Annotated in this window: 18 protein-coding genes and 1 pseudogene; 13 read left to right on the forward strand and 6 right to left on the reverse strand. The window is 61.4% G+C overall.

Annotated features, from left to right (window positions below; all coding sequences use genetic code 11):
• The first annotated feature begins 69 nt into the window (after positions 1-69).
• The 11 genes and pseudogenes from DBP26_RS24865 to DBP26_RS24910 all read left to right on the forward strand — a co-directional run bounded on the left by DBP26_RS24865 (position 70) and on the right by DBP26_RS24910 (position 12,273).
• The gene (locus DBP26_RS24865) at positions 70-303 is read left to right on the forward strand and encodes a DNA-binding protein (protein WP_108240238.1); all 234 of its coding nucleotides are present in this window, start codon (positions 70-72) and stop codon (positions 301-303) included.
• A gap of 453 nt (positions 304-756) precedes the next feature.
• Complete coding sequence (locus tag DBP26_RS27095) at positions 757-906, forward strand: hypothetical protein (protein WP_177411133.1); 150 nt, start codon at positions 757-759, stop codon at positions 904-906.
• A 41-nt stretch (positions 907-947) separates the two neighbouring features.
• The gene (locus DBP26_RS24870) at positions 948-2,033 is read left to right on the forward strand and encodes a 3-deoxy-7-phosphoheptulonate synthase (RefSeq protein WP_108240239.1); all 1,086 of its coding nucleotides are present in this window, start codon (positions 948-950) and stop codon (positions 2,031-2,033) included.
• Positions 2,034-2,186: 153 nt separating this feature from the next.
• Positions 2,187-2,474, forward strand: a pseudogene (locus DBP26_RS24875) (peptidylprolyl isomerase); the annotation flags it as partial.
• Positions 2,475-2,803: 329 nt separating this feature from the next.
• A complete protein-coding gene (locus tag DBP26_RS24880; RefSeq protein WP_108240241.1) occupies positions 2,804-4,672 on the forward strand; it encodes an extracellular solute-binding protein in 1,869 nt (622 codons plus the stop codon).
• Positions 4,672-5,736, forward strand: a complete 1,065-nt coding sequence (locus tag DBP26_RS24885) for a microcin C ABC transporter permease YejB (RefSeq protein ID WP_108240242.1) — start codon at positions 4,672-4,674, stop codon at positions 5,734-5,736. Before DBP26_RS24880 ends, DBP26_RS24885 begins: the two co-directional genes overlap by 1 nt.
• The gene (locus DBP26_RS24890) at positions 5,736-6,758 is read left to right on the forward strand and encodes an ABC transporter permease (RefSeq protein WP_108240243.1); all 1,023 of its coding nucleotides are present in this window, start codon (positions 5,736-5,738) and stop codon (positions 6,756-6,758) included. Before DBP26_RS24885 ends, DBP26_RS24890 begins: the two co-directional genes overlap by 1 nt.
• A gap of 1 nt (position 6,759) precedes the next feature.
• Positions 6,760-8,343: an ABC transporter ATP-binding protein gene (locus DBP26_RS24895; RefSeq protein WP_108240244.1), complete on the forward strand. Its 1,584-nt coding sequence runs from the start codon at positions 6,760-6,762 to the stop codon at positions 8,341-8,343.
• A 61-nt stretch (positions 8,344-8,404) separates the two neighbouring features.
• The gene (locus DBP26_RS24900; protein WP_108240245.1) at positions 8,405-9,823 is read left to right on the forward strand and encodes a sigma 54-interacting transcriptional regulator; all 1,419 of its coding nucleotides are present in this window, start codon (positions 8,405-8,407) and stop codon (positions 9,821-9,823) included.
• A 277-nt stretch (positions 9,824-10,100) separates the two neighbouring features.
• Entirely contained in the window at positions 10,101-11,492 is a 1,392-nt protein-coding gene (locus DBP26_RS24905) for a GntP family permease (RefSeq protein WP_108240246.1), read from the forward strand.
• 10 nt (positions 11,493-11,502) lie between these two features.
• Positions 11,503-12,273, forward strand: coding sequence for a 3-hydroxybutyrate dehydrogenase (locus tag DBP26_RS24910; RefSeq protein WP_108240247.1), 771 nt, complete (start codon positions 11,503-11,505; stop codon positions 12,271-12,273).
• Between the two features lie 37 nt (positions 12,274-12,310).
• Here the strand turns inward: DBP26_RS24910 and DBP26_RS24915 are convergent, their stop codons facing one another.
• Positions 12,311-13,474, reverse strand: coding sequence for a PilT/PilU family type 4a pilus ATPase (locus DBP26_RS24915; RefSeq protein WP_108240248.1), 1,164 nt, complete (start codon positions 13,472-13,474; stop codon positions 12,311-12,313).
• 190 nt (positions 13,475-13,664) lie between these two features.
• Between DBP26_RS24915 and DBP26_RS24920 the strand changes: the two genes are divergently transcribed.
• Positions 13,665-13,940 carry a peptidylprolyl isomerase gene (locus DBP26_RS24920; protein ID WP_108240249.1) on the forward strand — a complete coding sequence of 92 codons (276 nt, stop codon included), beginning with the start codon at positions 13,665-13,667 and terminating at the stop codon, positions 13,938-13,940.
• A 49-nt stretch (positions 13,941-13,989) separates the two neighbouring features.
• Here DBP26_RS24920 and DBP26_RS24925 read toward each other — a convergent pair whose 3' ends face one another.
• Positions 13,990-14,574 carry a TIGR04211 family SH3 domain-containing protein gene (locus tag DBP26_RS24925; RefSeq protein ID WP_256602026.1) on the reverse strand — a complete coding sequence of 195 codons (585 nt, stop codon included), beginning with the start codon at positions 14,572-14,574 and terminating at the stop codon, positions 13,990-13,992.
• Between the two features lie 400 nt (positions 14,575-14,974).
• On the opposite strand from DBP26_RS24925, the gene mapR reads away from it, so the two are divergent.
• Positions 14,975-16,432, forward strand: a complete 1,458-nt coding sequence (gene mapR / locus DBP26_RS24930) for a GntR family transcriptional regulator MpaR (RefSeq protein WP_108240251.1) — start codon at positions 14,975-14,977, stop codon at positions 16,430-16,432.
• A gap of 52 nt (positions 16,433-16,484) precedes the next feature.
• On the opposite strand, the gene DBP26_RS24935 is transcribed toward mapR, so the two are convergent.
• From DBP26_RS24935 to DBP26_RS24950, 4 genes are all read right to left on the reverse strand, one after another.
• The gene (locus tag DBP26_RS24935; RefSeq protein ID WP_108240252.1) at positions 16,485-17,231 is read right to left on the reverse strand and encodes an SDR family oxidoreductase; all 747 of its coding nucleotides are present in this window, start codon (positions 17,229-17,231) and stop codon (positions 16,485-16,487) included.
• Between the two features lie 100 nt (positions 17,232-17,331).
• Positions 17,332-19,221, reverse strand: a complete 1,890-nt coding sequence (locus DBP26_RS24940) for an EAL domain-containing protein (protein WP_108240253.1) — start codon at positions 19,219-19,221, stop codon at positions 17,332-17,334.
• Between the two features lie 129 nt (positions 19,222-19,350).
• Positions 19,351-20,841: an efflux transporter outer membrane subunit gene (locus DBP26_RS24945; RefSeq protein WP_108240254.1), complete on the reverse strand. Its 1,491-nt coding sequence runs from the start codon at positions 20,839-20,841 to the stop codon at positions 19,351-19,353.
• On the reverse strand, positions 20,838-23,945 hold the full coding sequence (locus DBP26_RS24950; RefSeq protein ID WP_108240255.1) for an efflux RND transporter permease subunit: 3,108 nt from the start codon (positions 23,943-23,945) through the stop codon (positions 20,838-20,840). Before DBP26_RS24950 ends, DBP26_RS24945 begins: the two co-directional genes overlap by 4 nt.
• Positions 23,946-24,051 lie beyond the last annotated feature (106 nt).

Consider the following 24,051-nt stretch of genomic DNA (forward strand, 5'->3'; position numbering starts at 1 on the left):
CTTATTGACCCCATCCTTACGAATGGTAGAATCCCGATAAATTTAAACAGACTTGAACGGTTTTGAACTATGCCCGGAATACGCACCGCAGCACAAGCCAAGGCCTGGCTGGAACAACAGGGCAAATCTGTTCAAGAGTTTGCTCGGGAAAACAGCGTCGATCCGGCCACTACTTACCAGATCCTTTCCGGCCGGAAGAAGGGCCGACGTGGCGAATCCCACAAGGTCGCGGTGCTTCTTGGCATGAAAATCGGAATCATCCCGACAGCGCCCGTGGCAGAGAGCGAGCCATCGGCTGACTGAGCGTAGACTGGCCAGTCTGCGATAAACATTTTTTCGTCATGATGTCGCGGGCGGATTCAACCGTTCACGCTCCCGACCCTTCGGAGCGCCCTCGCACCGATCGATGTCATCGAAATTTCCAATTGCCCGGATGCAGCAGCGTGAAGTAAGCTCCCGGTCATTCAACGGAGACAGACCATGTTCCTTTCCATCCTTCCACAGCCTGTGAACCCTGCCGACGCCTCGCGTCAGGTGGCGGTCCCGACTGCATGCAAGGGCGGTTCGGATCGCTCTCCCGCTTCCTATTTTTATGGGTATTGGTTTAGCCACTGGCGCGCCTGATACCCAAACGGCGCCCGCGATCAAAGGGACGCCACCAGAGAACACTCTAACCCCCGGTCGGCCTCCCGATCGGGGGTTTTGTTTTTCTGGCCTGAACACACCGAACACCGTTACGACTCAAGGAGCCCTCACATGAACGTCATCACCTATTACCGCAGCGACCTCGGCTTTGACTGGCGATTTAGCAACCTCCGTTCGGGACAGCCTGCCGCCTCCGATCGGTCACTCAACGGTGGCGAATCAGCATTGACGCTCACGACCCTTTGTCGAACACCCCAGTAGGTCCGCGCGGGAAAACGCCCGCCGACCAGGAAGCCTTGCACATGAACTCATCCGTCGCCGCAAAAGCCTTGTCCAACCTGCCAGACAGCCCAGTCAGGTTGATGGACACCCACCCTGCCCCGCCTCGTCTGCCCAGTACCATGGCGCTCAAACACCAGTTGCCGTTGACGTCTGAATTGACCCAGCAGATCGCTCGCCACCGGCAATCGGTGCGCGCCATCCTCAATGGCGAAGACAGTCGCCTACTGGTCGTCGTTGGCCCTTGCTCCCTTCACGACCCGCTATCCGCCCTTGAGTACGCCGAACGGCTGGCCAACCTGGCCACCGACGTCAGCGATCAGATGCTGCTGGTCATGCGCGCCTACGTTGAAAAACCGCGTACCACGGTAGGTTGGAAAGGGCTGGCCTACGATCCCCGCCTGGATGGCAGTGACGACATGATCGGGGGGCTGACACTGTCCCGCACCCTGATGCGCGAGATGGTCGGCTTGGGATTGCCGATCGCGACCGAACTGCTGCAGCCGATGGCCGCCGGGTATTTCGATGACTTGCTGAGCTGGGCCGCCATCGGCGCGCGCACCACCGAATCACAGATTCACCGCGAAATGGCCAGCGGCCTTGCTTTGCCGATCGGGTTCAAGAACGGCACCGACGGCGGCGTTGCAGTGGCCTGTGACGCGATGCGCGCTGCCGCTCATGCCCACCGTCATTTCGGGGTCGACGCCCACGGGCACCCTGCGGTCATCGAAACCTCTGGCAACCCGGACACCCACATTGTGCTGCGGGGCGGCCATGGCGGACCCAACTACGATGCGCAGAGCATCGAGCGAGTCAACGCCAGCCTCGATAAACAACGCATCGCGGCGCGCATCATGGTCGATTGCAGCCACGCCAACAGCGGCAAGGATCCGCTGCGCCAGCCCCATGTCTTCAACGATGTGTTGCAGCAACGCCTGGCAGGGAATCAAACCCTGATCGGCATGATGCTGGAGAGCCACTTGTTCGAGGGTTGCCAGCCGTTGAGCGAGTCGTTGCGTTACGGCGTTTCCGTGACGGACGGCTGCCTGGGCTGGGACGGCACAGAGCGACTGTTGCGCGACGCCGTCGACAGGCTGCGCTACCGATAATCGACGGTCACAAGGTGCTGGCTAAACGCTGGCCTCTCCTTAATCCTTCAGGGGATCGCCGACGATGATCGCCCTGAGGGGGAACCCGTCGGAACTTTCCGCGGGAAAACCCGACCTTAATCCGGTAGGCTTTCATCTCTTTATCAGGAGTACCTTTCCATGGCCAAAGCCACTGCCCGCCACATCCTTGTTTCCAGCGAAGAGAAATGCCAGGAGCTCAAAACCCAAATCGAAAACGGAGCTGACTTCGCCGAGGTCGCCCGCGCCAACTCCAGCTGCCCCTCGAGCCGCCAAGGAGGCGATCTGGGCTCGTTCGGTCCCGGCCAGATGGTCAAGGAATTCGATACGGTGGTGTTCAGCGCCCCGGTCAATGTGGTTCAAGGTCCGGTGAAAACCCAATTCGGCTACCACCTGCTCGAGGTCACCAGCCGCCAGGACTGAGGTTCCGGCTGACTGACCCAGACGGCTCGCTTAGGCGGGCCGTTTTGTTTTGTCCGAAAGAAGCCGGTGTCCAATCGATTCCGGCAGAGAACTTGCTTGGCTTTCAACCGCCGACGGCAGTCCAGCATGGCCTTCCTTGCAATGCCTGATCCAGCAAGGGACCAGACCGACGACCGCGGCGATACGGTGACAAAGATCACGGGATTCCGGTACCTTGCCACCGGAGGTAACGCACAACAACAAATGGAAAACCGATGGAGCGGGCGGCAATCGTCGGCTCAAGACCTTCAACCCTGATGTTGCGCGCAACGTCAGTCAGGATTCGTGTAATGCGTTTTGTTTTTTCGTCGCTGCTGGCTGCCACACTGATCCTGCTTTCGGGTTTTCAATCCTTGTCCGCCGCACCACAGCACGCTTTGACCGTCTATGGCGAAGCCCCTCGCTACCCCGCGGATTTCAAACATTTCGATTACGTGAACCCCGATGCCCCAAAAGGCGGCAGCATGCGTCGCTCTGCGCAGGAAATCGGTCAGTTCGACCACATCATGCCGTACATCGACAAAGGCACGGGTGTATCGCAAGTCAACGGTCTTCTTTATTCACCGCTGGCGGTCAGGTCCCTGGACGAGCCGTACACGGTCTATGGCCTGATTGCGGAAAAAATGGAACGCGCGCCGGACGGGCTCTCGCTGCGTTTCTATCTGAACCCCAAAGCCACCTTCTCCGACGGAACGGCCATCACCGCCGAGGACGTGCGCTTCACGTACAACCTGTTGATGACCCAGGGCAGCCTCTCCTATCGCACCGAGTTCGGCGACGTACAGCAGGTCGAGGTCGAATCGCCCACCACGATCCGTTTCGTCTTCAAAAGCAGCGAAAGCCGTACCCTGCCCCTCGATCTCGCTTCTCTGCCGGTGTTTCCGGAACATGACTGGAAAGGCCGGGATTTCGCCAACGGCGGCGGTTTCGATATCCCGGTCGGCAGTGGCCCCTACCGCATCGGTAAGGTCGATCCGGGCCGCAGTATCACGTTCGAGCGCAACCCCGAGTGGTGGGCCAGGGACCTGCCCGTCAGCCGCGGGATGTATAACTTCGATCATTTCAGCGTCGAGTACTTCGGCGACACGGACGTGGCCCGCCAAGTGTTGCTGGGCGGCGGGTATGACTACAACCGCGAATATTCAGCCACCGGCTACGCCGTGCGTTATGACAGCCCGGCATTGACCGAGGGTCGGCTGCAACGCGCGCAACTGGCGCCCGGCGCGGTGCAGAGCTCTCAGGGCTTCGTGTTCAACCTGGATCGGCCGAAATTTCAGGACCGCCGGGTGCGCCAGGCGTTGGCGATGCTCTGGGACTTCGAATGGACCAACAAGCAGATGATGCGCAACGGCTACGTGCGCCAGAACAGCTATTTTTCCAACAGCGAACTGGCGGCGACCCAGTTGCCCAGCGAATCCGAACTGAAAATCCTGGAACCCTTGCGGGGTCAAGTTCCGCCGGAAGTGTTCACCCAAGTGTTCCATACGCCAAAAACCGATGGCAGCGGCTTCATCCGTGACAAACAACTTCAGGCGCTGGGGTTGCTGGAAGAAGCCGGTTGGATGCCCAAAGGCGACAAACTGGTCAATGCGGCCGGCGAGCCGCTGAGTTTCACCTTCCTCAATGGGCAAAGCGGCTTCGAAAAAATCCTGTTGCCCTACAAGCGCAACCTGGCGCAGATCGGCGTTGGCTTCGAGATCCGACGCATCGACTCGGCCCAGTACCTGAACCGGGTGATGGCGAGGGACTACGACATGATCGTCACCGGCTACGGCGTGTCGACCTCCCCGGGCATGGAGTTGTACAACAACTTCGGATCGAAAGTCGCTCGCGACCCCGGCTCCAGCAATTACATGGTGCTGCGCGATCCCGCCATCGACAGCCTGATCGAAGGATTGGCCAAAGCCGACAGCAAATCGGCCATGATCGATTACGCCCACGCGCTGGATCGCACCCTGCAATGGGGGTTTTACTGGATCCCCAATTATTACCCGCCCGGCTCGTCCACCGTCTGGTGGAATCGCTTCGGCATTCCCCGCACGCAGGCTGCCAACAGTGAGGCGATCGATACCTGGTGGGAGCTGAGCCCTCAGGCGCTGACCACCGATCAGTTCGCGCGTCAGCGAGGCGCCTCGGCCCTGCCTTGGGAGATCAAGTGATGCTCGGCTACTTGATGCGGCGTCTGCTGCTGATCATCCCGACGCTGTTCGCCATCCTGCTGGTGAACTTTTTCATCGTCCAGGCGGCCCCTGGAGGGCCCGTGGAGCAGGCCATCGCAAAATTGCAGGGCGTGGCGGGCGGCACCATCGGTGCCGGTCATACGGAAACCATGAACACCGGCCAGTCCCGCGCCAGCCGTGGCCTGGATCCGAAGCTGATCAAGGAGATCGAGCATCAGTACGGCTTCGATAAACCCTTGCACGAGCGTCTGTGGCTGATGTTGAGCCACTACGCACGGCTGGATTTCGGCAACAGTTTCTTCCGCGGGGCCAAGGTGACTGACCTGATCCTGCAAAAGATGCCCGTTTCGATCTCGTTGGGCCTATGGGCGACGCTGATCACCTACCTGGTGTCGATTCCGCTGGGTATCCGCAAGGCTGTCAAGCACGGCAGCCATTTCGACATCTGGAGCAGCACCGCCATCGTCATCGGGTATGCGATGCCGGCTTTCCTGTTCGCCATGCTGCTGGTGGTGCTGTTCGCCGGGGGCACTTCGCTCAGTTGGTTCCCGGTTCGCGGCCTGGTGTCGGAAAACTTCGACCAGATGAGCCCGCTGGGCAAGGTCGCCGATTACTTCTGGCACTTGGTCCTGCCGGTGGCGTCGCTGGTGATCGGCGGGTTCGCGACGCTGACCATTCTCACCAAGAACTCCTTCCTCAATGAGGTGACGAGACAATACGTGGTGACCGCGCGAGCCAAGGGCCTGAGTGAACGCCGCGTGCTCTACGGTCATGTGTTCCGCAACGCCATGCTGTTGGTGGTGGCAGGCATACCTCAGGCGTTCATCAGCGTGTTCTTCGCCGGGTCGTTGCTGATCGAAGTGATCTTCTCCCTCGACGGGCTGGGGCGCATGAGTTACGAAGCGGCGGTGTCCCGGGATTACCCCGTGGTGTTCGGCTCGCTGTTCATCTTTACCCTGTTCGGCCTGCTGATCAAACTGGTCGGTGACATCTGCTACACCCTGGTCGACCCCCGCATCGACTTCAGCGCGAGGAATGCGTGATGCGCAGACTGTCTCCGGTGGCTCGCCGACGCTTCGAGCGTTTCCGCAACAATCGCCGTGGTTGGTGGTCGCTGTGGCTGTTTTGTGGCCTGTTCGTCATCAGCCTGTGCGGGGAGCTGATCGCCAACGACAAACCGCTGGTGCTCAGTTACCAACACCAACTCTACTTTCCTGCCTTCAAACGCTACACCGAGCAAGCCTTCGGCGGGCAATTGCCTTTCCAGCCGGACTACCGCAGCGATTACGTGCGCCAACTGATCAGCAAGGGCGACGGCTGGATGCTGTTCCCGCCCATTCCATTCAGTGAAGACACGCCCAATTACGATTTGAACAAGCCGGCCCCCAGCCCACCGTCCGACATCAACTGGCTCGGTACCGATGACCAGGCGCGCGACGTGTTGGCACGGGTGATCTATGGCGCCCGTGTCTCGATCCTCTTCGCCCTCGCCCTGACCGCGATCAGCGCGCTGATCGGCATCGCGGCTGGCGCGCTGCAGGGCTATTACGGCGGCTGGGTGGACTTGCTCGGGCAGCGCCTGCTGGAAGTCTGGTCCGGGCTGCCGGTGTTGTACCTGCTGATCATCCTGTCCGGCTTCGTCGAGCCCAACTTCTGGTGGCTGCTGGGCATCATGGCGCTGTTTTCGTGGCTGGCGCTGGTGGACGTGGTGCGTGCCGAATTCCTTCGGGGCCGCAATCTGGAATACGTCAAGGCCGCGCGGGCGCTGGGCCTGGATGACCGCAAAGTGATCCTGCGGCACATCCTGCCCAACGCCATGAACGCCACATTGAGCTACCTCCCCTTCATTCTGACCGGGGCCATTTCGACACTCACGGCGCTGGATTTTCTCGGGTTCGGCATGCCGGCGGGAAGCGCGTCGCTGGGGGAGCTGATCAGTCAAGGCAAGCAGAACCTGCAGGCCCCGTGGTTGGGTTTCACGGCGTTCTTCACCCTGGCGTTGATTCTTTCGTTGCTGGTGTTCATTGGCGAGGCGTTGCGTGACGCCTTCGATCCGAGGTCCTGACATGACTGAAAACCTGATTGAAATCCGTGATCTGTCGGTCTCGTTCAACGGCAATACGGTCGTCAAACACCTGAGCCTGGACATCCCCGCCGGGCAGTGCCTCGCGTTGGTCGGCGAATCGGGCTCGGGTAAATCGGTCACTGCCCATTCGATCCTGCAACTGCTGCCCCAGACCGGGACGGTCAGCACAGGCAGCATTCGTTACCGCGGGCAGGAATTGCTGGGAGCCGACGGCAAGTTGCTGCGCCAGATCCGGGGCAACCAGATCGGCATGATCTTTCAGGAGCCGATGACCTCGCTCAACCCCTTGCATACGGTGGCAAAGCAGATCGGTGAAACCCTGCTGCTGCACAAAGGGCTGAGCGGCAAGGCAGCGCAGGCACGCATTCTCGAACTGCTGGAGATGGTCGGTATTCAGCACCCGGCAAAGCGTTTGAAAGCCTACCCCCACGAATTGTCGGGCGGGCAGCGCCAGAGGGTGATGATCGCCATGGCCCTGGCCTGCGAGCCCGAATTGTTGATCGCCGACGAGCCCACCACCGCGCTGGACGTCACGGTCCAGCGCAAAATCCTTCTGCTGCTCAAGGCCCTGCAGCAACGCCTGAACATGTCCCTGTTGCTGATCAGTCACGATCTCAATCTGGTGCATAGCATCGCCCAGAAAGTCTGTGTGATGCGCGCGGGAGAAATCGTCGAGCAGTCGAACTGCCAGAGCCTGTTCAAAAACCCGCAGCATCCTTATAGCCGTCTGCTGCTGGACGCTGAACCGGCAGGCGAACCCTTGCCACGCGACACGCGGGAAAAGGTCCTTGAAGTGGACAACCTGCGGGTCTGGTTTTCCCTGGGCAGCGGCATTTTCAATCGCCATGTCGAATACCTCAAGGCGGTGGACGACATCAGCCTGAGCATCGAGCGGGGCAAGACCCTCGGTATCGTCGGCGAATCGGGCTCTGGAAAATCGACACTTGGTCAGGCCATCCTGCGCTTGCTGGAATCCCGTGGCAGTATTCGGTTCAAGGGTCATGCACTGGACCACCTCAATCCCAAGCAAATGCGCCCGTGGCGCAAGCAGATGCAGGTGGTGTTTCAGGACCCTTATGGCAGTCTCAGCCCGCGCATGTCGGTGGCGCAGATCATCAGCGAGGGACTGGAGGTGCACAGTGAACTGGACAAGGTGTGTTGTGAGGCCGAAGTCGTTCGCGTGCTGGAGGAAGTCGGGATCGACCCCCTGAGTCGGCACCGCTATCCCCATGAATTTTCCGGCGGGCAGCGGCAACGCATCGCCATCGCCCGTGCCCTTGTGCTCAAACCTGCCTTGATTCTGCTCGACGAACCCACGTCTGCGCTGGACCGCACCGTGCAGAAACAGGTCGTGGCCTTGTTGCGCCAGTTGCAGGAAAAACACGGCCTGACGTACCTGTTCATCAGCCACGATCTGGCCGTGGTCAGGGCGTTGGCCCATGACCTGATCGTGGTCAAGGATGGCAAGGTGGTCGAGCGGGGCGCCAGCCATGACGTGTTCGACGCACCCCAGCACCCCTACACGCGGGAGTTGCTGGCGGCGGCACACCCAGGCTTCAACTGAGAGCAGCACCTAACAGCAGTCTGTGCGGCCAGATGCCGAGATGGAGACATCGGAACAGTGCATGAAAGACAGTGACAGCCTGAAGGACTACCGCCGCGTGCGTCGACTGGCGATCCGTTCGCTGTTCGAAATCATCGAGCAGTCCAGCGAAGGCACGGTCATCGTCGACAAAGAGGCGCGGATTGTCTGGATCAACGAACGCTACGCCAGGCGCTTCGGCCTCGAGGACGCCAGCCGTGCGGTGGGCCAGCCATGTGAAAAAGTGATTCCCGGCAGCTTGCTGCGGCAGGTGGCCACCAATGGGCAGCCGATTCTGCTGGACATGATGGACACCGCCAAGGACCCGCTGGTGGTCATGCGCCTGCCGATCCACGACGACGTTGGCGGGGTGATCGGCGCCATTGGTTTTGCCCTGTTCGATGAATTGCACGCGTTGTCGCCGCTGCTCAAACGCTACCTGAGCATGCAGCAGGAACTGGCCTCCACTCGCTCGTTGCTGCGGGCCCGTCAAGCCAAGTACAGCTTTGCGCACTTCATCGGCACCAGCGCCGCGAGCCTGGAGGTCAAGCGTCGCGCCCGCCGCAGTGCCAGTGCCGAATCGCCCGTCCTGCTGCTGGGGGAAACCGGTACGGGCAAGGAATTGCTCGCCCATGCCATTCACAACACCTCCCCCCGCGCCCACAAGCCCTTCGTCAGCGTCAACAGTGCCGCCATTCCGGAGACCCTGCTCGAAGCCGAGTTCTTCGGAACCGCGCCTGGCGCGTTCACCGGGGCCGACCGACGGGGCCGGCAGGGCAAGCTTTTTCTGGCCGAAGGCGGAACCCTGTTCCTCGATGAAATCGGCGACATGCCGTTGCCACTGCAGAGCAAACTGCTGAGGGTCCTGCAGGAGAAGGAATACGAACCTGTCGGCTCCAACGAAATGATTAAAAGCGATGTGCGATTGATCGCCGCGACCTCCACGGACCTTCAAGCGGCAATCAAGCGCGGCGAGTTTCGCGCCGATCTGTACTACCGCCTCAATGTCCTGCCCATCGAAGTCCCGCCGCTGCGCGAACGGCTGGACGATTTGCCGGCCCTGACCGAAGTGATCCTGGAAGAGCTGCGCAGCCAACACGAACTCACGCAGGAGGCGTTGGATACCCTTGCTCAACACTGTTGGCCAGGGAACATTCGAGAGCTGCGCAACGTGCTGGAGCGAGCCGCCTTGCTCAGTGAACACTCGCACCTGACGGTCGCAGACATACGCGCTGCGATTGGTACCCTCATTCCGCCTCAGCCCTCCATGCCAACGGCTCATGTGGCTGCCGTGCCGAACGAAACGTACAGTGAAGCCCGCGAGCGGTTCGACCGTGAGTTGATTCAGGCCAAGCTGGCCGAATGCCAAGGCAACGTGGTACTCGCAGCCCGCCAGCTCGGGCTGGGCCGCTCTACCCTCTACAAGAAAATGTCAGCCCTGGGAATCGCCGAATCTCATTAGTGGGATGACCTGTCTCCTTTTGTAGACAGCGCGATGACTTGCCCCTTTATGCCCGGCCCTTCGGCCTTTTCAAGCCCCTCCACCTGCTACCAAGGTCACCCAATCCCGCCGCGTGCCGGGGCAGCGTCTCAAAATCGAGACAAAGCCCTTCGGTATTTTTCCCGGCTAATCAGATTTTCCCTTACAAATCAGTGTGTTGGCCTGATGGCACAGAAATAGCTATGACGCACTCACGCGGCTCGACCGCATCCATAACAAAAACAACAGGAGACACTCGATGAGTGTGATCATCGCCCTGGCAGCCCTCGCGCTGCTGATGCTGGCTGCCTACCGGGGTTACAGCGTCATCCTCTTTGCCCCGCTTGCTGCGCTTGGCGCCGTGCTGCTCACGGATCCTTCCGCTGTAGCCCCAGCCTTCACCGGCGTGTTCATGGACAAGATGGTGGGCTTCGTCAAACTGTACTTCCCGGTGTTTCTGCTGGGCGCTGTGTTCGGCAAGCTGATTGAGCTCTCAGGGTTTTCCCGGTCCATTGTTGCCGCTGCGATCAAGGTGCTCGGAACCCGCCAGGCCATGCTGGTCATCGTATTGGTGTGCGCCCTGCTGACCTACGGCGGAGTTTCGTTATTTGTCGTGGTGTTCGCCGTTTACCCGTTCGCGGCGGAGATGTTCCGCCAGAGCGATATCCCGAAACGACTGATACCGGCCACGATCGCGCTGGGCGCGTTTTCCTTCACCATGGACGCGGTGCCGGGCACGCCACAGATTCAGAACATCATTCCCTCCACTTTTTTCAACACCACCGCGTGGGCCGCGCCTTGGCTGGGGCTCATCGGCACGGCGTTCGTGTTCTGCGCAGGCATGCTGTTTCTCCAACGCCAGCGCAACAAGGCCCAGCGCGCTGGAGAAGGCTATGGCACCGAATTGCGTAACGAGCCTGACACCCCTGAAGATATTCGCTTGCCCAACCCTTGGATCGCGCTGGCGCCTCTGTTGCTGGTGGGCGTGATGAATCTGCTGTTCACCCAGTGGATTCCGCAGTGGTACGGCAAGACCCATGCGCTGGCACTGCCGGGAATGGCGACGCCAGTCACCACCGACATCGCCAAGATCACAGCCATCTGGGCGGTAGAGGCGGCGTTGCTGGTGGGCATCGTCTTCGTGCTGATATTTGCTTTCAGCGCGGTGAAGTCGAAACTCGCCGAAGGCAGCAAGGGTGCCGTCAGCGGCGCGCTGCTGGCGGCCATGAACACCGCCTCCGAATACGGCTTCGGTGCCGTCATTGCATCGCTGCCAGGCTTTCTGGTGCTGGCGGACTGGCTGAAATCCATCCCCAACCCGCTGGTCAACGAAGCGATCACCGTCACCCTGCTGGCGGGCATCACGGGCTCGGCCTCCGGTGGGATGAGTATCGCCCTGGCGGCCATGTCCGACAGCTTCATCGCCGCCGCCCACGCCGCCAATATTCCACTGGACGTGCTGCATCGAGTGGCCGCCATGGCCAGCGGCGGCATGGACACCCTGCCTCACAACGGTGCGGTAATCACCCTGCTCGCGGTCACCGGCCTGACCCACCGCGAGGCGTACAAAGACATTTTCGGCATCACGATCATCAAGACCCTGGCGGTCTTCGTGGTGATTGCGACGTTCTACGCAACTGGCATCGTATGAGGAATCGAACATGAGTCTGCAAGGCAAAACCGCACTGGTCACCGGCTCCACCAGCGGCATTGGCCTGGGCATCGCCCTGACGCTGGCCAAGGCAGGCGCCAACCTGGTGCTGAACGGCTTCGGCGATGCATCGGCAGTGGTCGAAGAGGTCAAGCAGTACGGCGGCAAAGTCGGCCATCATCCCGCGGATGTCAGCGACGTGGCGCAAATCGCCGACATGATCGCCTACGCCGAGCGCACCTTCGGGGGGGTGGATATTTTGGTGAACAATGCCGGCATTCAACACGTCGATGCGGTCGAAGACTTCCCCGTGGACACCTGGGACAAGATCATCGCCATCAACCTGTCTTCGGTTTTCCACAGCACCCGCCTGTGCCTGCCGGGCATGCGGACCAAGGGCTGGGGGCGGATCGTCAACATCGCCTCGGTACATGGGCTGGTGGGGTCCACCGGCAAGGCCGCGTACGTCGCCGCCAAGCACGGCGTCATCGGCCTGACCAAGGTGGTCGGTCTGGAAACAGCGACCAGCCCGATCACCTGCAACGCCATCTGCCCCGGCTGGGTGCTGACGCCCCTGGTTCAGAAACAGATCGATGACCGGGCCGCGCAAACCGGGAATGCCGAGCAGGCCAAGCATGACCTGCTCGCCGAAAAGCAGCCTTCTCTGGATTTCGTGACCCCAAGTCAATTGGGCGAGCTGACGCTGTTTTTGTGCAGCGAGGCCGGTGCGCAAGTCCGTGGCGCGGCATGGAACATCGATGGCGGATGGCTGGCACGCTGACCGCCCGCTTCAGCCACCCCACACGGCTGCCGAGGATTCAGCTCCCCGGCTCGTCCCGCTCGTCCACCAGCCCCCAGTCTTCGACGCTCACCTGCGCAGCAGGCTGCGGCGGCGTGGGGGCGCTGGTGATGGCCGCACCGTTTTCGTTGTGCAGCTTCAAACGCAAGCGTACGTTGTTGGCTGAGTCGGCATTTTTCAGCGCTTCCTCCTCGCTGATCGCCCCTTCCACCGCCAGGTCGTACAGCGCGTTATCGAATGTCTGCATCCCCAGGTTGGTGGATTTTTCCATGATGCCTTTGAGTTCGGTGAGCTCGTTGCGGTGAATCAGATCGCGAATGGTCGGCGTGCCCAACATGACCTCCACGGCAGCCCTGCGCTTGCCGTCCTTGGTTTTCACCAGACGTTGCGACACAAAGGCCTTCAAGTTATTGCCCAGGTCGTGCAGCAATTGCGGGCGACGCTCCTCGGGGAAGAAATTGATAATGCGATCCAGCGCCTGATTGGCGTTGTTGGCATGCAGGGTCGAAATCGCCAGGTGGCCCGTATCCGCGAAGGCCAAGGCGTGCTCCATGGTTTCCCGATCACGGATTTCGCCGATGAGGATCACGTCCGGGGCCTGGCGCAGCGTGTTTTTCAGCGCCGCATGGAAGCTGCGGGTGTCGACCCCGACCTCACGTTGGTTGATGAGCGACTTCTTGTGCTTGTGGATGAATTCCACGGGGTCTTCGATGGTGATGATGTGGCCGCTGGCATGGCGGTTGCGATGGTCGATCAAGGCGGCCAGCGAGGTGGACTTGCCCGACCCGGTAGCGCCGACGAACAAGACCAGGCCGTGCTTTTCCATGACCACATCGAGCAGCACCGGCGGCAGGTGCAAGTCTTCGAATTTCGGAATGTCGAGTTTGATATTCCGCGCGACGATGGACACTTCGTTTCGTTGCTTGAAGATGTTGATCCGAAAACGCCCGACGCCCGACAGCGAGAAGGCCAGGTTCATTTCCAGCTCCCGCTCGAAATCCTGACGTTGTTCGGCGTCCATGATCGCGTCGGCAATGTGTGCCACGTCGCCGGGCTTGAAAGCTTCGGTGCCCAGCGGTTTGAGCACGCCATTGAACTTGGCGCAGGGGGGCGCGCCGGTAGAGAGATAAAGGTCCGATCCGTCCTGGGTGGCAAGCACCTTTAACAACGCCGGGAAATCCATAGGGCACACCGCACATAGAGGTTGAGAAGACTGCAGGTCGACGCCGAGTGCCTGTCAGGCACCTCTCCTAGCTGCGACCATCGACCGTTACCGTCGTTCGGCTAAGGTTTATCAGATCAAGTGCAGGGAAAGTACCTGAAATCGTCCCGCAAGGGCATAATGCGCGGCTTTTTATCGAGGCCATTTCATCATGAAAGCTCAAGCCCGCCACATCCTGGTCAAAACCGCCGAAGAGGCTGAACGGCTCAAGCAGCGCATCGCGCAAGGCGAGGCATTCGACGTGTTGGCGAAAAAACACTCCACCTGCCCGTCCGGCAAGCGCGGCGGCGACCTGGGCGAAGTGCGGCCGGGGCAGATGGTGCCCGTGATCGACCAGATCATCTTCAAGAAGCCGTTACGGACCGTCCATGGCCCGGTCAAGAGCAAATTCGGCTATCACTTGGTGCAAGTGTTCTTCCGGGATTGAATCGCCGAGCCCGGCACGGCGATTTCCGGCACGACCCCGTCCGTTAACCTCAGAACCAGCGGTCGTTGCGCTTACGTCCCCGGGTCAGCGCAGGAAGGATCAGGCCGACGAGCAGCCCCGCGCCAGCGATGCTGCCGCCGTAGACCATGTAGCGCATCAGCACTTGGTTGTTTTCATCGCCCAGCTTGGCCTGGGTCGCGCGCAATTCCGACTGCGCGTCGGTCAGTTGCGCGTTGAGGTCTTTGGTGCGGGCCTCCAGTTCATCGACCAGCTTCTTGCGCGAGTCGAGGGTTTCCTGCATACCCTGGACCTTGGTCTTCCAGTCGTCGTCGATGGTTTTCAACTGACCGCTGAGATCCGCCACCTGCTGCGTCAGTTGCGGCAGACGTTCAGCCTGCCCGGGAACGTCCTGCAAATCGCTCGAGGGGATCCACACGCTGTCACCGGAGCTGCCGCGCACTTGGCTGTAGTCGCCCTGGGTGTTGAGCAGTTCGACCTTCTGCCCGGACTTCAAAGTGCCGACGATGCGATAGCCATCGGTAGGACCGCTGCGAACATAGGTGCTCAAGGTGTCACTGACCCAACGCTCTTTACCCTCGGCCTGAGCCTGGGGGGTCAGCGCGGTGAAAAGCATGCTTCCCAGCAGACTGGCGCGAAGCAAGCGGCGTGTGACGCTCGGCGTCGAGGGGGAAGGCGAAGCGGAAACAGAATGAAAAGGCGATGATGACATGGAGATTCTTCGACAAAAAATAAAAGAAAGGCCGGGTGGATGGGCCCCATACGGTAAAGAAAGCGTGGTCAACAGACCGTACAAAAGGTTTCAGGTTCAGTGCATCAAGGTGACGTTCGTCTGATGCGATCTCCCGTTCCGTCGGCATCGATGGCCCGGAAAGCTGGGAGGATGAGGGATCTCGGCAGCATCTGATCTGCTGTTTATTGAAAAAACTGATCCTGTACTGGAACCTCATCCAAGCGCATAGTCCGCGGCTGAGAAGTCTCTCCCCTGCCCTGCACCGGCCATCCGCGAGCGCGCCATGAAACGTTACGAAAAGTTTGCCGACGACATTGCCGAGCTGATCCGCTCGGGCGTGCTGGCCGCCGGGCAGCGGGTACCTTCGGTGCGCTATGCCAGCCAGACGCACGGCATCAGCCCCTCGACGGTGTTCCAGGCCTACTACCTGCTGGAGCGTCGAGGGCTGATCCGCGCCAGGCCGCGCTCCGGGTATTTCGTCAATGACAGCCTGATCAACCCAACCTTCGCGGGCCAACGCTTCGACGTCACGCCCCTCGCGGCCGATGACCTGGCCTCATCACGCGTCGCAGAGTCGACCGAGGTCGACGTCAGTGAACTGGTCTTCTCGGTGCTCGAATCGATCAAGGACCCCAACACCGTGCCGTTCGGCTCGGCCTTTCCCAGTGCCGGGTTGTTTCCTTTGCAACGGCTGGCCAGGTCGTTGGCCAGCGCCACGCGGGACATGGACCCCAGCATGGTGGTCAGCGATCTCTCACCCGGCAACCCGGTGCTGCGTCGGCAGATTGCCTTGCGCTACATGGTCGCCGGACAGATGTTGCCCATGGAGGAGTTGCTCATCACCAATGGCGCCCTCGAAGCCCTCAACCTGTGCCTGCAAGCAGTTACCGAGCCAGGCGACCTGGTGGCCATCGAAGCCCCGGCTTTCTATGCCTGTCTGCAGGTGCTGGAGCGCTTGAAACTCAAAGCGGTGGAAATCCCGGTGCATCCCCACACGGGCATCGATCTGGACGTGCTGGAGCAAACCCTTGAACGTCACCCGATCAAGGCGTGCTGGAGCATGACCAGCTTTCAGAACCCGACGGGCGCCAGCGTGCCGGAGCCGCGTAAAAAAGCGCTGGTCGAACTGCTGCGTCGGCATGAAGTGCCGCTCATCGAAGACGACGTCTACGCCGAACTCTATTACGGCCAGAACGCGCCCAAGCCAGCGAAAGCCTTCGACACCGAGGGGTTGGTGCTGCATTGCGGCTCGTTCGCCAAAAGCCTGGCCCCCGGTTATCGCGTGGGCTGGGTCGCCGCTGGGCGGTATGCGCAGAAAGTCGAGCGCTTGAAGCTCATGACCTCCCTGTGCGCGTCGATGCCAGCCCAGGCGGCGATTGCCGATTACCTGCAGCACGGGGGCTACGACCGGCATCTGCGCAAGCTGCGCCACGCTCTGGAAGACCAGTTGCGCGCGATGCTCGGTGCGGTGGCCCGTTATTTCCCGCCGCAGACTCGAGTTAGTCAGCCGTCAGGGGGGTACTTCCTGTGGCTGGAATTGCCGGAACAGGTCGACTCATTGAAGGTATTCCATATCGCCTTGGCGCAAGGCATCAGCATTGCGCCGGGCCCCCTGTTCTCGCCGACCCGGCGGTTTCAGAACTGCATACGCCTGAACTACGGCACGCCGTGGAGCGAAACGTCAGAACGGGCAATGGAGACACTGGGCAAAGTCATTCGCTCGATGACGCCGAGGGAATGACCCGGCTCGCCGTTCAAGCGCGCCAAGGGTCATGCCTAGCCATCGAAGCGCTTCAGCGGCCGCCGCCCAGGTCAATGAAGGTGCCGGTCGAATACGACGCCTTGTCGGAGAGCAGCCACAGAATCGCTTCGGCCACTTCGTCAGCCAGGCCGCCTCGGCCCATGGGAATCGTCGGTTCGAGTTTGCTGACCCGCTGCGGGTCGCCGCTCAGCGCATGCAGGTCAGTGAAGATGTAACCGGGGCGGACCGCATTGACCCTCACCCCCTCGCCCGCCACTTCCTGGGCCAGGCCGACCGTAAAAGTGTCCAAAGCGCCTTTCGACGCGGCGTAGTCGACGTATTCGCCAGGCGAACCCAAGCGCGCTGCGACCGAAGACACGTTGACGATGCTACCGCCGTGGCCGCCATGGCGAGGCAGCATGCGCAGCAGGGCATGCTTGCTGCACAGCATCGGGCCGACCACGTTGCTCATCATGATCTTGAGCAGGCGGAATTCCGACATGCTCTCGACCCGTGACTGCTCGCCGAGGGTGGCAGCGTTGTTGACGAGCGCGTCGATACGCCCCAGCTCGGCGTCCACGCGTGAGAACAGGCGGATGATTTCGTCTTCGTTACTGACATCGGCCTGGACGGCGATGGCATGCCCGCCCGCTTCGCGAATCTGCGCGCAAACCCGCTCGGCCGCCTCGTGATCCGAAAGGTAGTTGATGCAAACGCGGTAACCGTGTGACGCCGCCAAAACTGCCGTGGCCGCACCAATACCTCTGGAGCCGCCCGTTATGAGGAGGTTTTTATCCATGGGATGTCCGAATCAATGCTCAATCTTTTCAGGTCCACCGTGCGACCGACTGCGCTGGCCGGTACGCGACAGGAACCCCTGTTATGCAAAGCGTGAAACGTCAAAGTGTGTTTTCGGATACGCGTTTCTGTGCCGCGCTAATATCCGTCATGAACCGGTCCGCTGGCAATGGATGCCCCAGCAGATAGCCTTGCAGCGAATGGCACCCCAATTGGGTCAGGAAGCTTCGTTGGCTGGCGGTCTCGACGCCTTCGGCGACGATCCTCAGGTTCAACGCCCGGCCAAGCGCCACGATGGCCGAAACGATGGCGGCATCGTCGCTGTCGCGCTCCAGGTCGCGGACGAAGCCCCGGTCGATTTTCAGCTCATTGGCGGGCAACCGCTTGAGATACATCAGGCTGGAATAACCGGTGCCGAAATCGTCGATGGACAGGTCCACCCCCATGTCCGCCAGTTGCTGCAAGACCATCATGCTGCTGTCGGCGTCGTGCATCGCAGTGGTTTCGGTGATTTCCAGGGTCAGGCAGTTGGCCGACAGGCCGTGCGTCGACAGCGCATGCGCCACTGCCGCCACCAACCCCGCGTGGCCGAACTGCAAGGCCGACAGGTTCACCGCGATCCGCCAGTGGGTGTAGCCGGCGTCGTACCAGACCCGCATCTGCCGACAGGCTTCGTCGAGCACCCACTCGCCCAGCGGGATGATCAAGCCGGTCTTCTCCGCCAGACCGATGAATTTGTCCGGCATGAGCAAACCCTGATCCGGATGATTCCAGCGCACCAACGCCTCGGCGCCGATCGCCTTGCCCGAGTCGGCGGCGAACTTGGGCTGATAGTGCAGGCAGAACTGCCGGTCACGCACGCCGGCGCGCAAATCCTGCAACAACTGCAGTTGGTTACGGGCGTTGGTGTTCATCGATGCATCGAAGAAGCTGTAGCCGTTCTTGCCAGCGCTCTTGGCGTGGTACATCGCCGCGTCCGCATTCATCAGCAGTTCCTGCTGCGTGCGGCCATTCCCGGGGTACAGGCTGATACCGATGCTGACGGTCACCTGCAGGTCATGGTCCTGCACCGTGAACGGCTTGCTCACCAGCGCGACCTGTCGCGAGGCGACGGTAGTGGCGTCATCGATCTCCCCCAATTCGACCAGCAGGACGAACTCGTCTCCGCCGATCCGGGCCAGGGTGTCATGGCGATGGATATTCTCCCGCATGCGCGCCGCCACGTTCCGCAACAGTTGATCCCCGACGTGATGACCGAAAGCGTCATTGACCGGCTTGAAGCCGTCCAGGTCCATGAACATCAAGGCGAACAGGCCCCCTTGCGAATCGACCTTGCGCATGGCTTGTTCGATGCGGTCGGCCAGAAGAATGCGATTCGGCAAGCCCGTGAGGGTGTCATGCAGCGCCAGTTGCGTCAGCTCGCGGTTGGCGTCGCTCAGGGATCGGGCCAGTTTCGCGGTGCGGGCTTCGAGCCGCGCATCCAGCACCGACGTCAGCAAGGTAATGGTCAGCACCGCTAGACTGGTCACCAGCACCAGTTTGTCGAGGCCGTCGGTCCGCAGGCCGTCAGCCGCAGCGCCGCAGAAACTGCCTTCCGGGAAATTGGCTGCCGCCATCCCGGTGTAGTGCATGCCGACAATTGCGAAGCCCATGGCGAGTGCGCCGAGCAGAATGTGCAGCAGCGGGACGTGACGATGACTGACCAGCCATAACGCGAAACCCGAAGAGAGCACCGACACCAGCAGCGAAAGGAGTGTCAGCGCCACATCGAAACCCAGGTCGATCGACAGTCTGAAGGCCAGCATGCCAATGAAATGCATGGACCAGATGCCAATGCCCAGGGACAGCGCGCCGCCACCGATCCACAGCATCATCGCCCGGCCTTTGGCACTTGCGATACGCCCCGCCAGGTCGAGCGCCGTGTAGGACGCCAGAATCGCCACCATGATGGAAACCAGGACCAGCGACAGCGTGTAGTGTCCAATCAGCATGGCGCGCGACTCATGACTCAATGACCCAGGCTTCGCAGCCCAACGAATTCGGTGGGCGATTCTACTGAAATCCGCAAGAATGTCGCGTCGTTCCGACGAAATAATGGCATTGCGCCATTTTAAGCCTGCCTAGCGCCGGGAAAGCTCCGAATCGAGCGACAGACCGCTGTCGGCGCTCCACCCGCCGCCGAGCGCTGCAATCAGTTGAACGCTGGCGACCAGCCTGCTCTGCAACAGCGTCAACACACTCCGCTCGTTGCTCAGGGCCGTGGTCTGCACGTTCACGACATCGAGGTAGCCGATCAACCCCGCCTTGTACTGGTTCGTCGTCAAACGCAGCGAATTGCGGGCTGCCGTCAGCGCTTCGGTCCGCACCGTCGCCTCTTGTTCGTAAGTACGCAGTTGCGCCATGTAATCCTCCACCTCCCGGAAGCCGTCGAGGACGGTCTGGCGGTACTGCGCGACCGTCTGGTCGTAAACCGCCTCGGTCCGGTCGACTTCGGCGCTGCGCTGGCCACCGTCAAACAGTGTCAGGGCCAGTTGCGGCCCGACCGACCAGAAACGGTTCGGCAATGTCAGCCAGTTGCTGTAGGTGCTGCTGCTGTAGCCGCCGTTCATGCTCAGGGTGAAATCGGGGTAATACGCGGCCTTGGCCACACCGATGTTGGCGTTGGCAGCCATGACCGAGCGCTCGGCCGCTGCGATGTCCGGCCGGCGCTCCAGTAACTGCGAGGGCAATTGAGCAGGCACCTGCGGCAGCACCGGGAGCATCGTGGTGGGTGCCAGCGAGAAATCGGCTGGCGCCTGCCCCATCAATACCGCGATGGCGTTCTCATACTGAGCCCGCTGCCAGGCCAGATCGATCAAGTCGGCCTGGGTGCTCTTGAGCTGAGTCTGCGCCTGGGCGACCGCATCCTGCCCGGAAATACCCGCCCGGTACTGATTCTGGGTCATTGTGAGGGAGCGCTCATAGGCCGCAACCGTAGCCTCCAGCAAACGCTTCTGCTCATCGATGACCCGCAGTTGCAGGTAGTTCTGCACCAGTTGCGACTGCAGACTCAGCCGCATCGACGCCAGGTCCGCCAGGCTGGCCTGGGCGCTGGCCTTGTCGGCTTCCAGCCCACGGCGCAGCTTGCCCCAGACATCGGCCTCCCAGCTCACGCCCAACTGCGCGTTGTACGTGTCGCGAATCCCGCTGCTGGAGCTGCTCAGGCTGGAGTTGCTGCTGCCGGTCCCCTGGCTCGATCGGTTCTTGCTGGCACTTAGATCGAGCGTCGGAAAGAACGCACCCCGCGCACTCTTCACCAACGCTTGTGCCTGGCGATATTGCGCTTCGTATTGAGCGACCGTCTGGTTGGAGCGATTCAGCGCTTCGACCAGCCCATTGAGTTGTGCATCGCCATAGAGCTCCCACCAGGCCCCGCGAGCCATGGCATCGCTCGGGTTGGCCTGGGTCCAGCCCTCGGCCTGCTTGAAGTGAGCGGGAGTGGTGACGTCCGGCTTTCTGTAGTCGGGGCCGACCGCGCAGGCGCTGAGCAGCAACGCGCAGAGCGCGACGCTGAACGTCCGTCGAAACGAAGAGGTGTCAGGCGGGACGGCTGCGTTCAGGGTGTCGTTCATAGCGGTGTTTCCAGTGCGGCATCCGTCTGCACCCCGCGCCAGGCATTGAAGCGGTGGCGCAGACGGTCGAGGTAGAGGTAAACCACGGGCGTGGTGTACAGCGTGAGGATCTGGCTGAGCACCAGCCCGCCAATGATGGTCAGGCCCAGCGGACGGCGCATTTCAGCCCCTTCCGCACTGCTGAGCAACAACGGGACGGCGCCAAGAATGGCGGCCAGTGTGGTCATCAGAATCGGACGAAGCCGTTGCAGACAGGCATTGCGAATCGACTCCACCGGGGTCATGCCGCTGCCACGTTCCAGTTGCAGCGCCAGGTCGATCATCAGGATGGCGTTCTTTTTCACCACGCCGATCAGCAGGAACAGGCCCAGCAGGGATATCAGGCTGAACTGACCGCCGGTGAGGTAGATGCTCAGCAACGCACCGACGCCAGCCGATGGCAGGGTCGACAGAATCGTCAGCGGATGAATGTAGCTTTCATAAAGGATGCCGAGCACCAGATACACCGCCACCAGCGCACCGAGGATCATGAAGGGCTGGCTCTTCTGGGTGGCGGCGAAAGCGTCGGCGGTCCCTGCCATCTTGGCGATCACGTCTTCCGGCAACCCGACCGCCGCCACGGCACGCTCGATGGCCGCCGAGGCCTGATCCAGGTCCACGCCTTCGGCCAGATCGAACGAGATATTCTCCGACGCGAACTGCCCATCGTGGCTGACGCGGTCATCTTCCAGGCTGCGCTCGTAATGCGCGATGGTGGACAACGGCACCCGCGCGCCGTCAGCGGTAATGACCTGCACCTGCTGGAGGGTGACCGGGTCCTGGGCGTATTTCGGGTTCACCTCCATCACCACCTGATACTGGTTCAGCGGATCGTAGATGGTGGAGACCTGACGTTGGCTGTACGCGTTGTTCAACACCGTGGTGACCATGTTCATGTCGATACCCAGGCGCTTGGCGGCATCCCGGTCGACGACCAGCGTCACCTGTTGGGTCCCCCCACCGTCCCGGGCGTCGATCGCGGTCAGTTCCTTGAGCGACTTCAACGCCTCCACGACTTTCGGGTACCAGGCGCGCAGGCTTTCCAGATCGCCGCTTTGCAGGATGTATTGATACTGCGAGGTGGTCTGTTCACGTCCGCCCCCCAATTGCAGGTCCTGATCCGGTTGCAGGAACAGGCGCCCGCCCGGCACCGGCGGCATCTCCTTGCGCAGACGCTCGACCACTTGCTCGGCGCCTATCTTGCGTTCGGCGATAGGCTTGAGGCGGACGATGATGAAGGCGTTGCCGGTGCCGCCGTTTCCACCAATGAATCCCGCGACGCTTTCCACCGCCGGGTCCTTGAGGATCGCGTTGCGGAACACGTCCATCTTCGGCTGCATGACCGAGAACGAGAGCCCGTCGTCACCCCGTACGAAGCCCATCAACTGGCCGGTGTCCTGCTGCGGCAGGAAGGTTTTCGGCACGACTACGTACAGCGCGATGTTCACCCCGATGGTCGCCACCAGGGACAGCAATGTGAGGCGGCGATGACGCAGCACCCAGCCCAGACTGCGGTCGTAGCCGGCCACCATGCGGTCGTTGACCCGCTGGCTCCAGCGTTGCAGCCGGTTCTCGGACCCGGGCACATGGGGGCGCAGCCAACGTGCGCAGAGCATGGGGGTCAAGGTCAGCGAGACGATGAGCGACACCACGATCGACACCGACAAGGTGATGGAAAACTCGCGAAACAGGCTTTCCACCAGCCCGCCCATGAACAGGATCGACAAGAACACCGCCACCAGCGACACGTTCATCGACAACAGGGTGAACCCGACCTCCTTCGAGCCGAGGTAAGCCGCCTGCAGCGGGGGCACGCCCTCATCGATGTGCCGGGAGATGTTTTCCAGCACCACGATGGCGTCGTCCACCACCAGGCCGGTGGCGAGAATCAAGGCCATCAGCGACAGGTTGTTCAGGGAAAAACCGTAGAGGTACATGACGGCGAAGGTGCCCACGAGCGACACGGGCACGGCGAGGGTCGGGATCAGCGACGCCCGGAAGCTACCGAGAAACAGGAAGACCACGATGATGACCAGCACCACCGCGATCAGCAGGGTCATTTCGGCCTCGTGCAGCGTGGCTTTGATCACCGGCGACCGGTCCATCGCCAGGTCCAGTTTGACGCTGGCGGGCAGCACCGCCTGCAACGCTGGCAATTGGGCTTTGATGGCCGCGACCGTCTCGATGATATTGGCCCCGGCCTGGCGGTTGATCACCAGCAACACGGCGGCCTTGTCATTGAAGAAGCCGCTGTTGTAGCGGTCCTCGACCGAATCCTTGACCTTCGCGACGTCCTTGAGTCGCAGTGCTGCGCCATTGGCGTAATGGATGATCAGCGGTTCGTAATCCTTGGCCTTTTCCAACTGATCGTTGGCCTGCACCTGCCAGTTGTGGGCGTCCGTTTCCACGAAGCCCTTGGGCCGTCGCACATTGGAACCGGAAATCGTCGTGCGCACTTCGTCCAGCGACACGCCGTACTGATCCAGCAGCTTAGGTTCCAGCTCGACGCGCACCGCAGGCAGCGAGCTGCCGCCAATCTGCACCTCACCCACACCCTGAACCTGTGACAGGCTCTGGGACAGGATGGTCGAGGCCATGTCGTAGAGTTGGCCCTTTTCCAGCACGTCCGAGGTCAGCGACAGCACCATGATCGGCGCTTGCGAGGGGTTGACCTTCTTGTAGGTCGGCATGCTGCGCATCCCGCTCGGCAGCAGGCTACGCGACGCATTGATCGCCGCCTGCACTTCCCGTGCTGCCCCGTTGATGTCGCGGTCCAGATCGAACTGCAGGATGATCCGCGTGCTGCCCTGGCTCGACCGGCTGCTCATGGTGTTGACCCCGGCGATCGTCCCCAGCGAACGCTCCAGTGGCGTGGCCACGCTGGACGCCATGATTTCCGGGCTGGCGCCGGGTAGCGACGCACTGACCACGATCACCGGAAAGTCCATGTTCGGCAGCGGTGCCACCGGCAGCAAGCCGAAGCTCACGCCGCCCAGCAGCATGATCGCCAGGCTCAGCAGCAGGGTTGCCACGGGCCGGCGAATGAAAGGTGCCGACAGATTCATGGGGCACTGCTCCCGGTCACGCCAGGCGCGGAGGTCCGTCTTTCAAGCGGCAAGCCACAGAAAAATACCGCACTGCCTCTGCGCTCGATGCGGCCCACCCCTGCCC

This window comes from Pseudomonas sp. RIT409 (genome assembly GCF_003052515.2).
In the GTDB taxonomy this organism is placed as follows: Bacteria; Pseudomonadota; Gammaproteobacteria; order Pseudomonadales; family Pseudomonadaceae; genus Aquipseudomonas.

Coding starts and splice junctions, on each gene's coding strand:
- DBP26_RS24865 (WP_108240238.1), top strand. CDS start 70: ATGCCCGGAATACGCACCGCAGCACAAGCCAAGGCCTGGCTGGAACAA.
- DBP26_RS27095 (WP_177411133.1), top strand. CDS start 757: ATGAACGTCATCACCTATTACCGCAGCGACCTCGGCTTTGACTGGCGA.
- DBP26_RS24870 (WP_108240239.1), top strand. CDS start 948: ATGAACTCATCCGTCGCCGCAAAAGCCTTGTCCAACCTGCCAGACAGC.
- DBP26_RS24880 (WP_108240241.1), top strand. CDS start 2,804: ATGCGTTTTGTTTTTTCGTCGCTGCTGGCTGCCACACTGATCCTGCTT.
- DBP26_RS24885 (WP_108240242.1), top strand. CDS start 4,672: ATGCTCGGCTACTTGATGCGGCGTCTGCTGCTGATCATCCCGACGCTG.
- DBP26_RS24890 (WP_108240243.1), top strand. CDS start 5,736: ATGCGCAGACTGTCTCCGGTGGCTCGCCGACGCTTCGAGCGTTTCCGC.
- DBP26_RS24895 (WP_108240244.1), top strand. CDS start 6,760: ATGACTGAAAACCTGATTGAAATCCGTGATCTGTCGGTCTCGTTCAAC.
- DBP26_RS24900 (WP_108240245.1), top strand. CDS start 8,405: ATGAAAGACAGTGACAGCCTGAAGGACTACCGCCGCGTGCGTCGACTG.
- DBP26_RS24905 (WP_108240246.1), top strand. CDS start 10,101: ATGAGTGTGATCATCGCCCTGGCAGCCCTCGCGCTGCTGATGCTGGCT.
- DBP26_RS24910 (WP_108240247.1), top strand. CDS start 11,503: ATGAGTCTGCAAGGCAAAACCGCACTGGTCACCGGCTCCACCAGCGGC.
- DBP26_RS24915 (WP_108240248.1), bottom strand. CDS start 13,474: ATGGATTTCCCGGCGTTGTTAAAGGTGCTTGCCACCCAGGACGGATCG.
- DBP26_RS24920 (WP_108240249.1), top strand. CDS start 13,665: ATGAAAGCTCAAGCCCGCCACATCCTGGTCAAAACCGCCGAAGAGGCT.
- DBP26_RS24925 (WP_256602026.1), bottom strand. CDS start 14,574: ATGCTTTTCACCGCGCTGACCCCCCAGGCTCAGGCCGAGGGTAAAGAG.
- mapR (WP_108240251.1), top strand. CDS start 14,975: ATGAAACGTTACGAAAAGTTTGCCGACGACATTGCCGAGCTGATCCGC.
- DBP26_RS24935 (WP_108240252.1), bottom strand. CDS start 17,231: ATGGATAAAAACCTCCTCATAACGGGCGGCTCCAGAGGTATTGGTGCG.
- DBP26_RS24940 (WP_108240253.1), bottom strand. CDS start 19,221: ATGCTGATTGGACACTACACGCTGTCGCTGGTCCTGGTTTCCATCATG.
- DBP26_RS24945 (WP_108240254.1), bottom strand. CDS start 20,841: ATGAACGACACCCTGAACGCAGCCGTCCCGCCTGACACCTCTTCGTTT.
- DBP26_RS24950 (WP_108240255.1), bottom strand. CDS start 23,945: ATGAATCTGTCGGCACCTTTCATTCGCCGGCCCGTGGCAACCCTGCTG.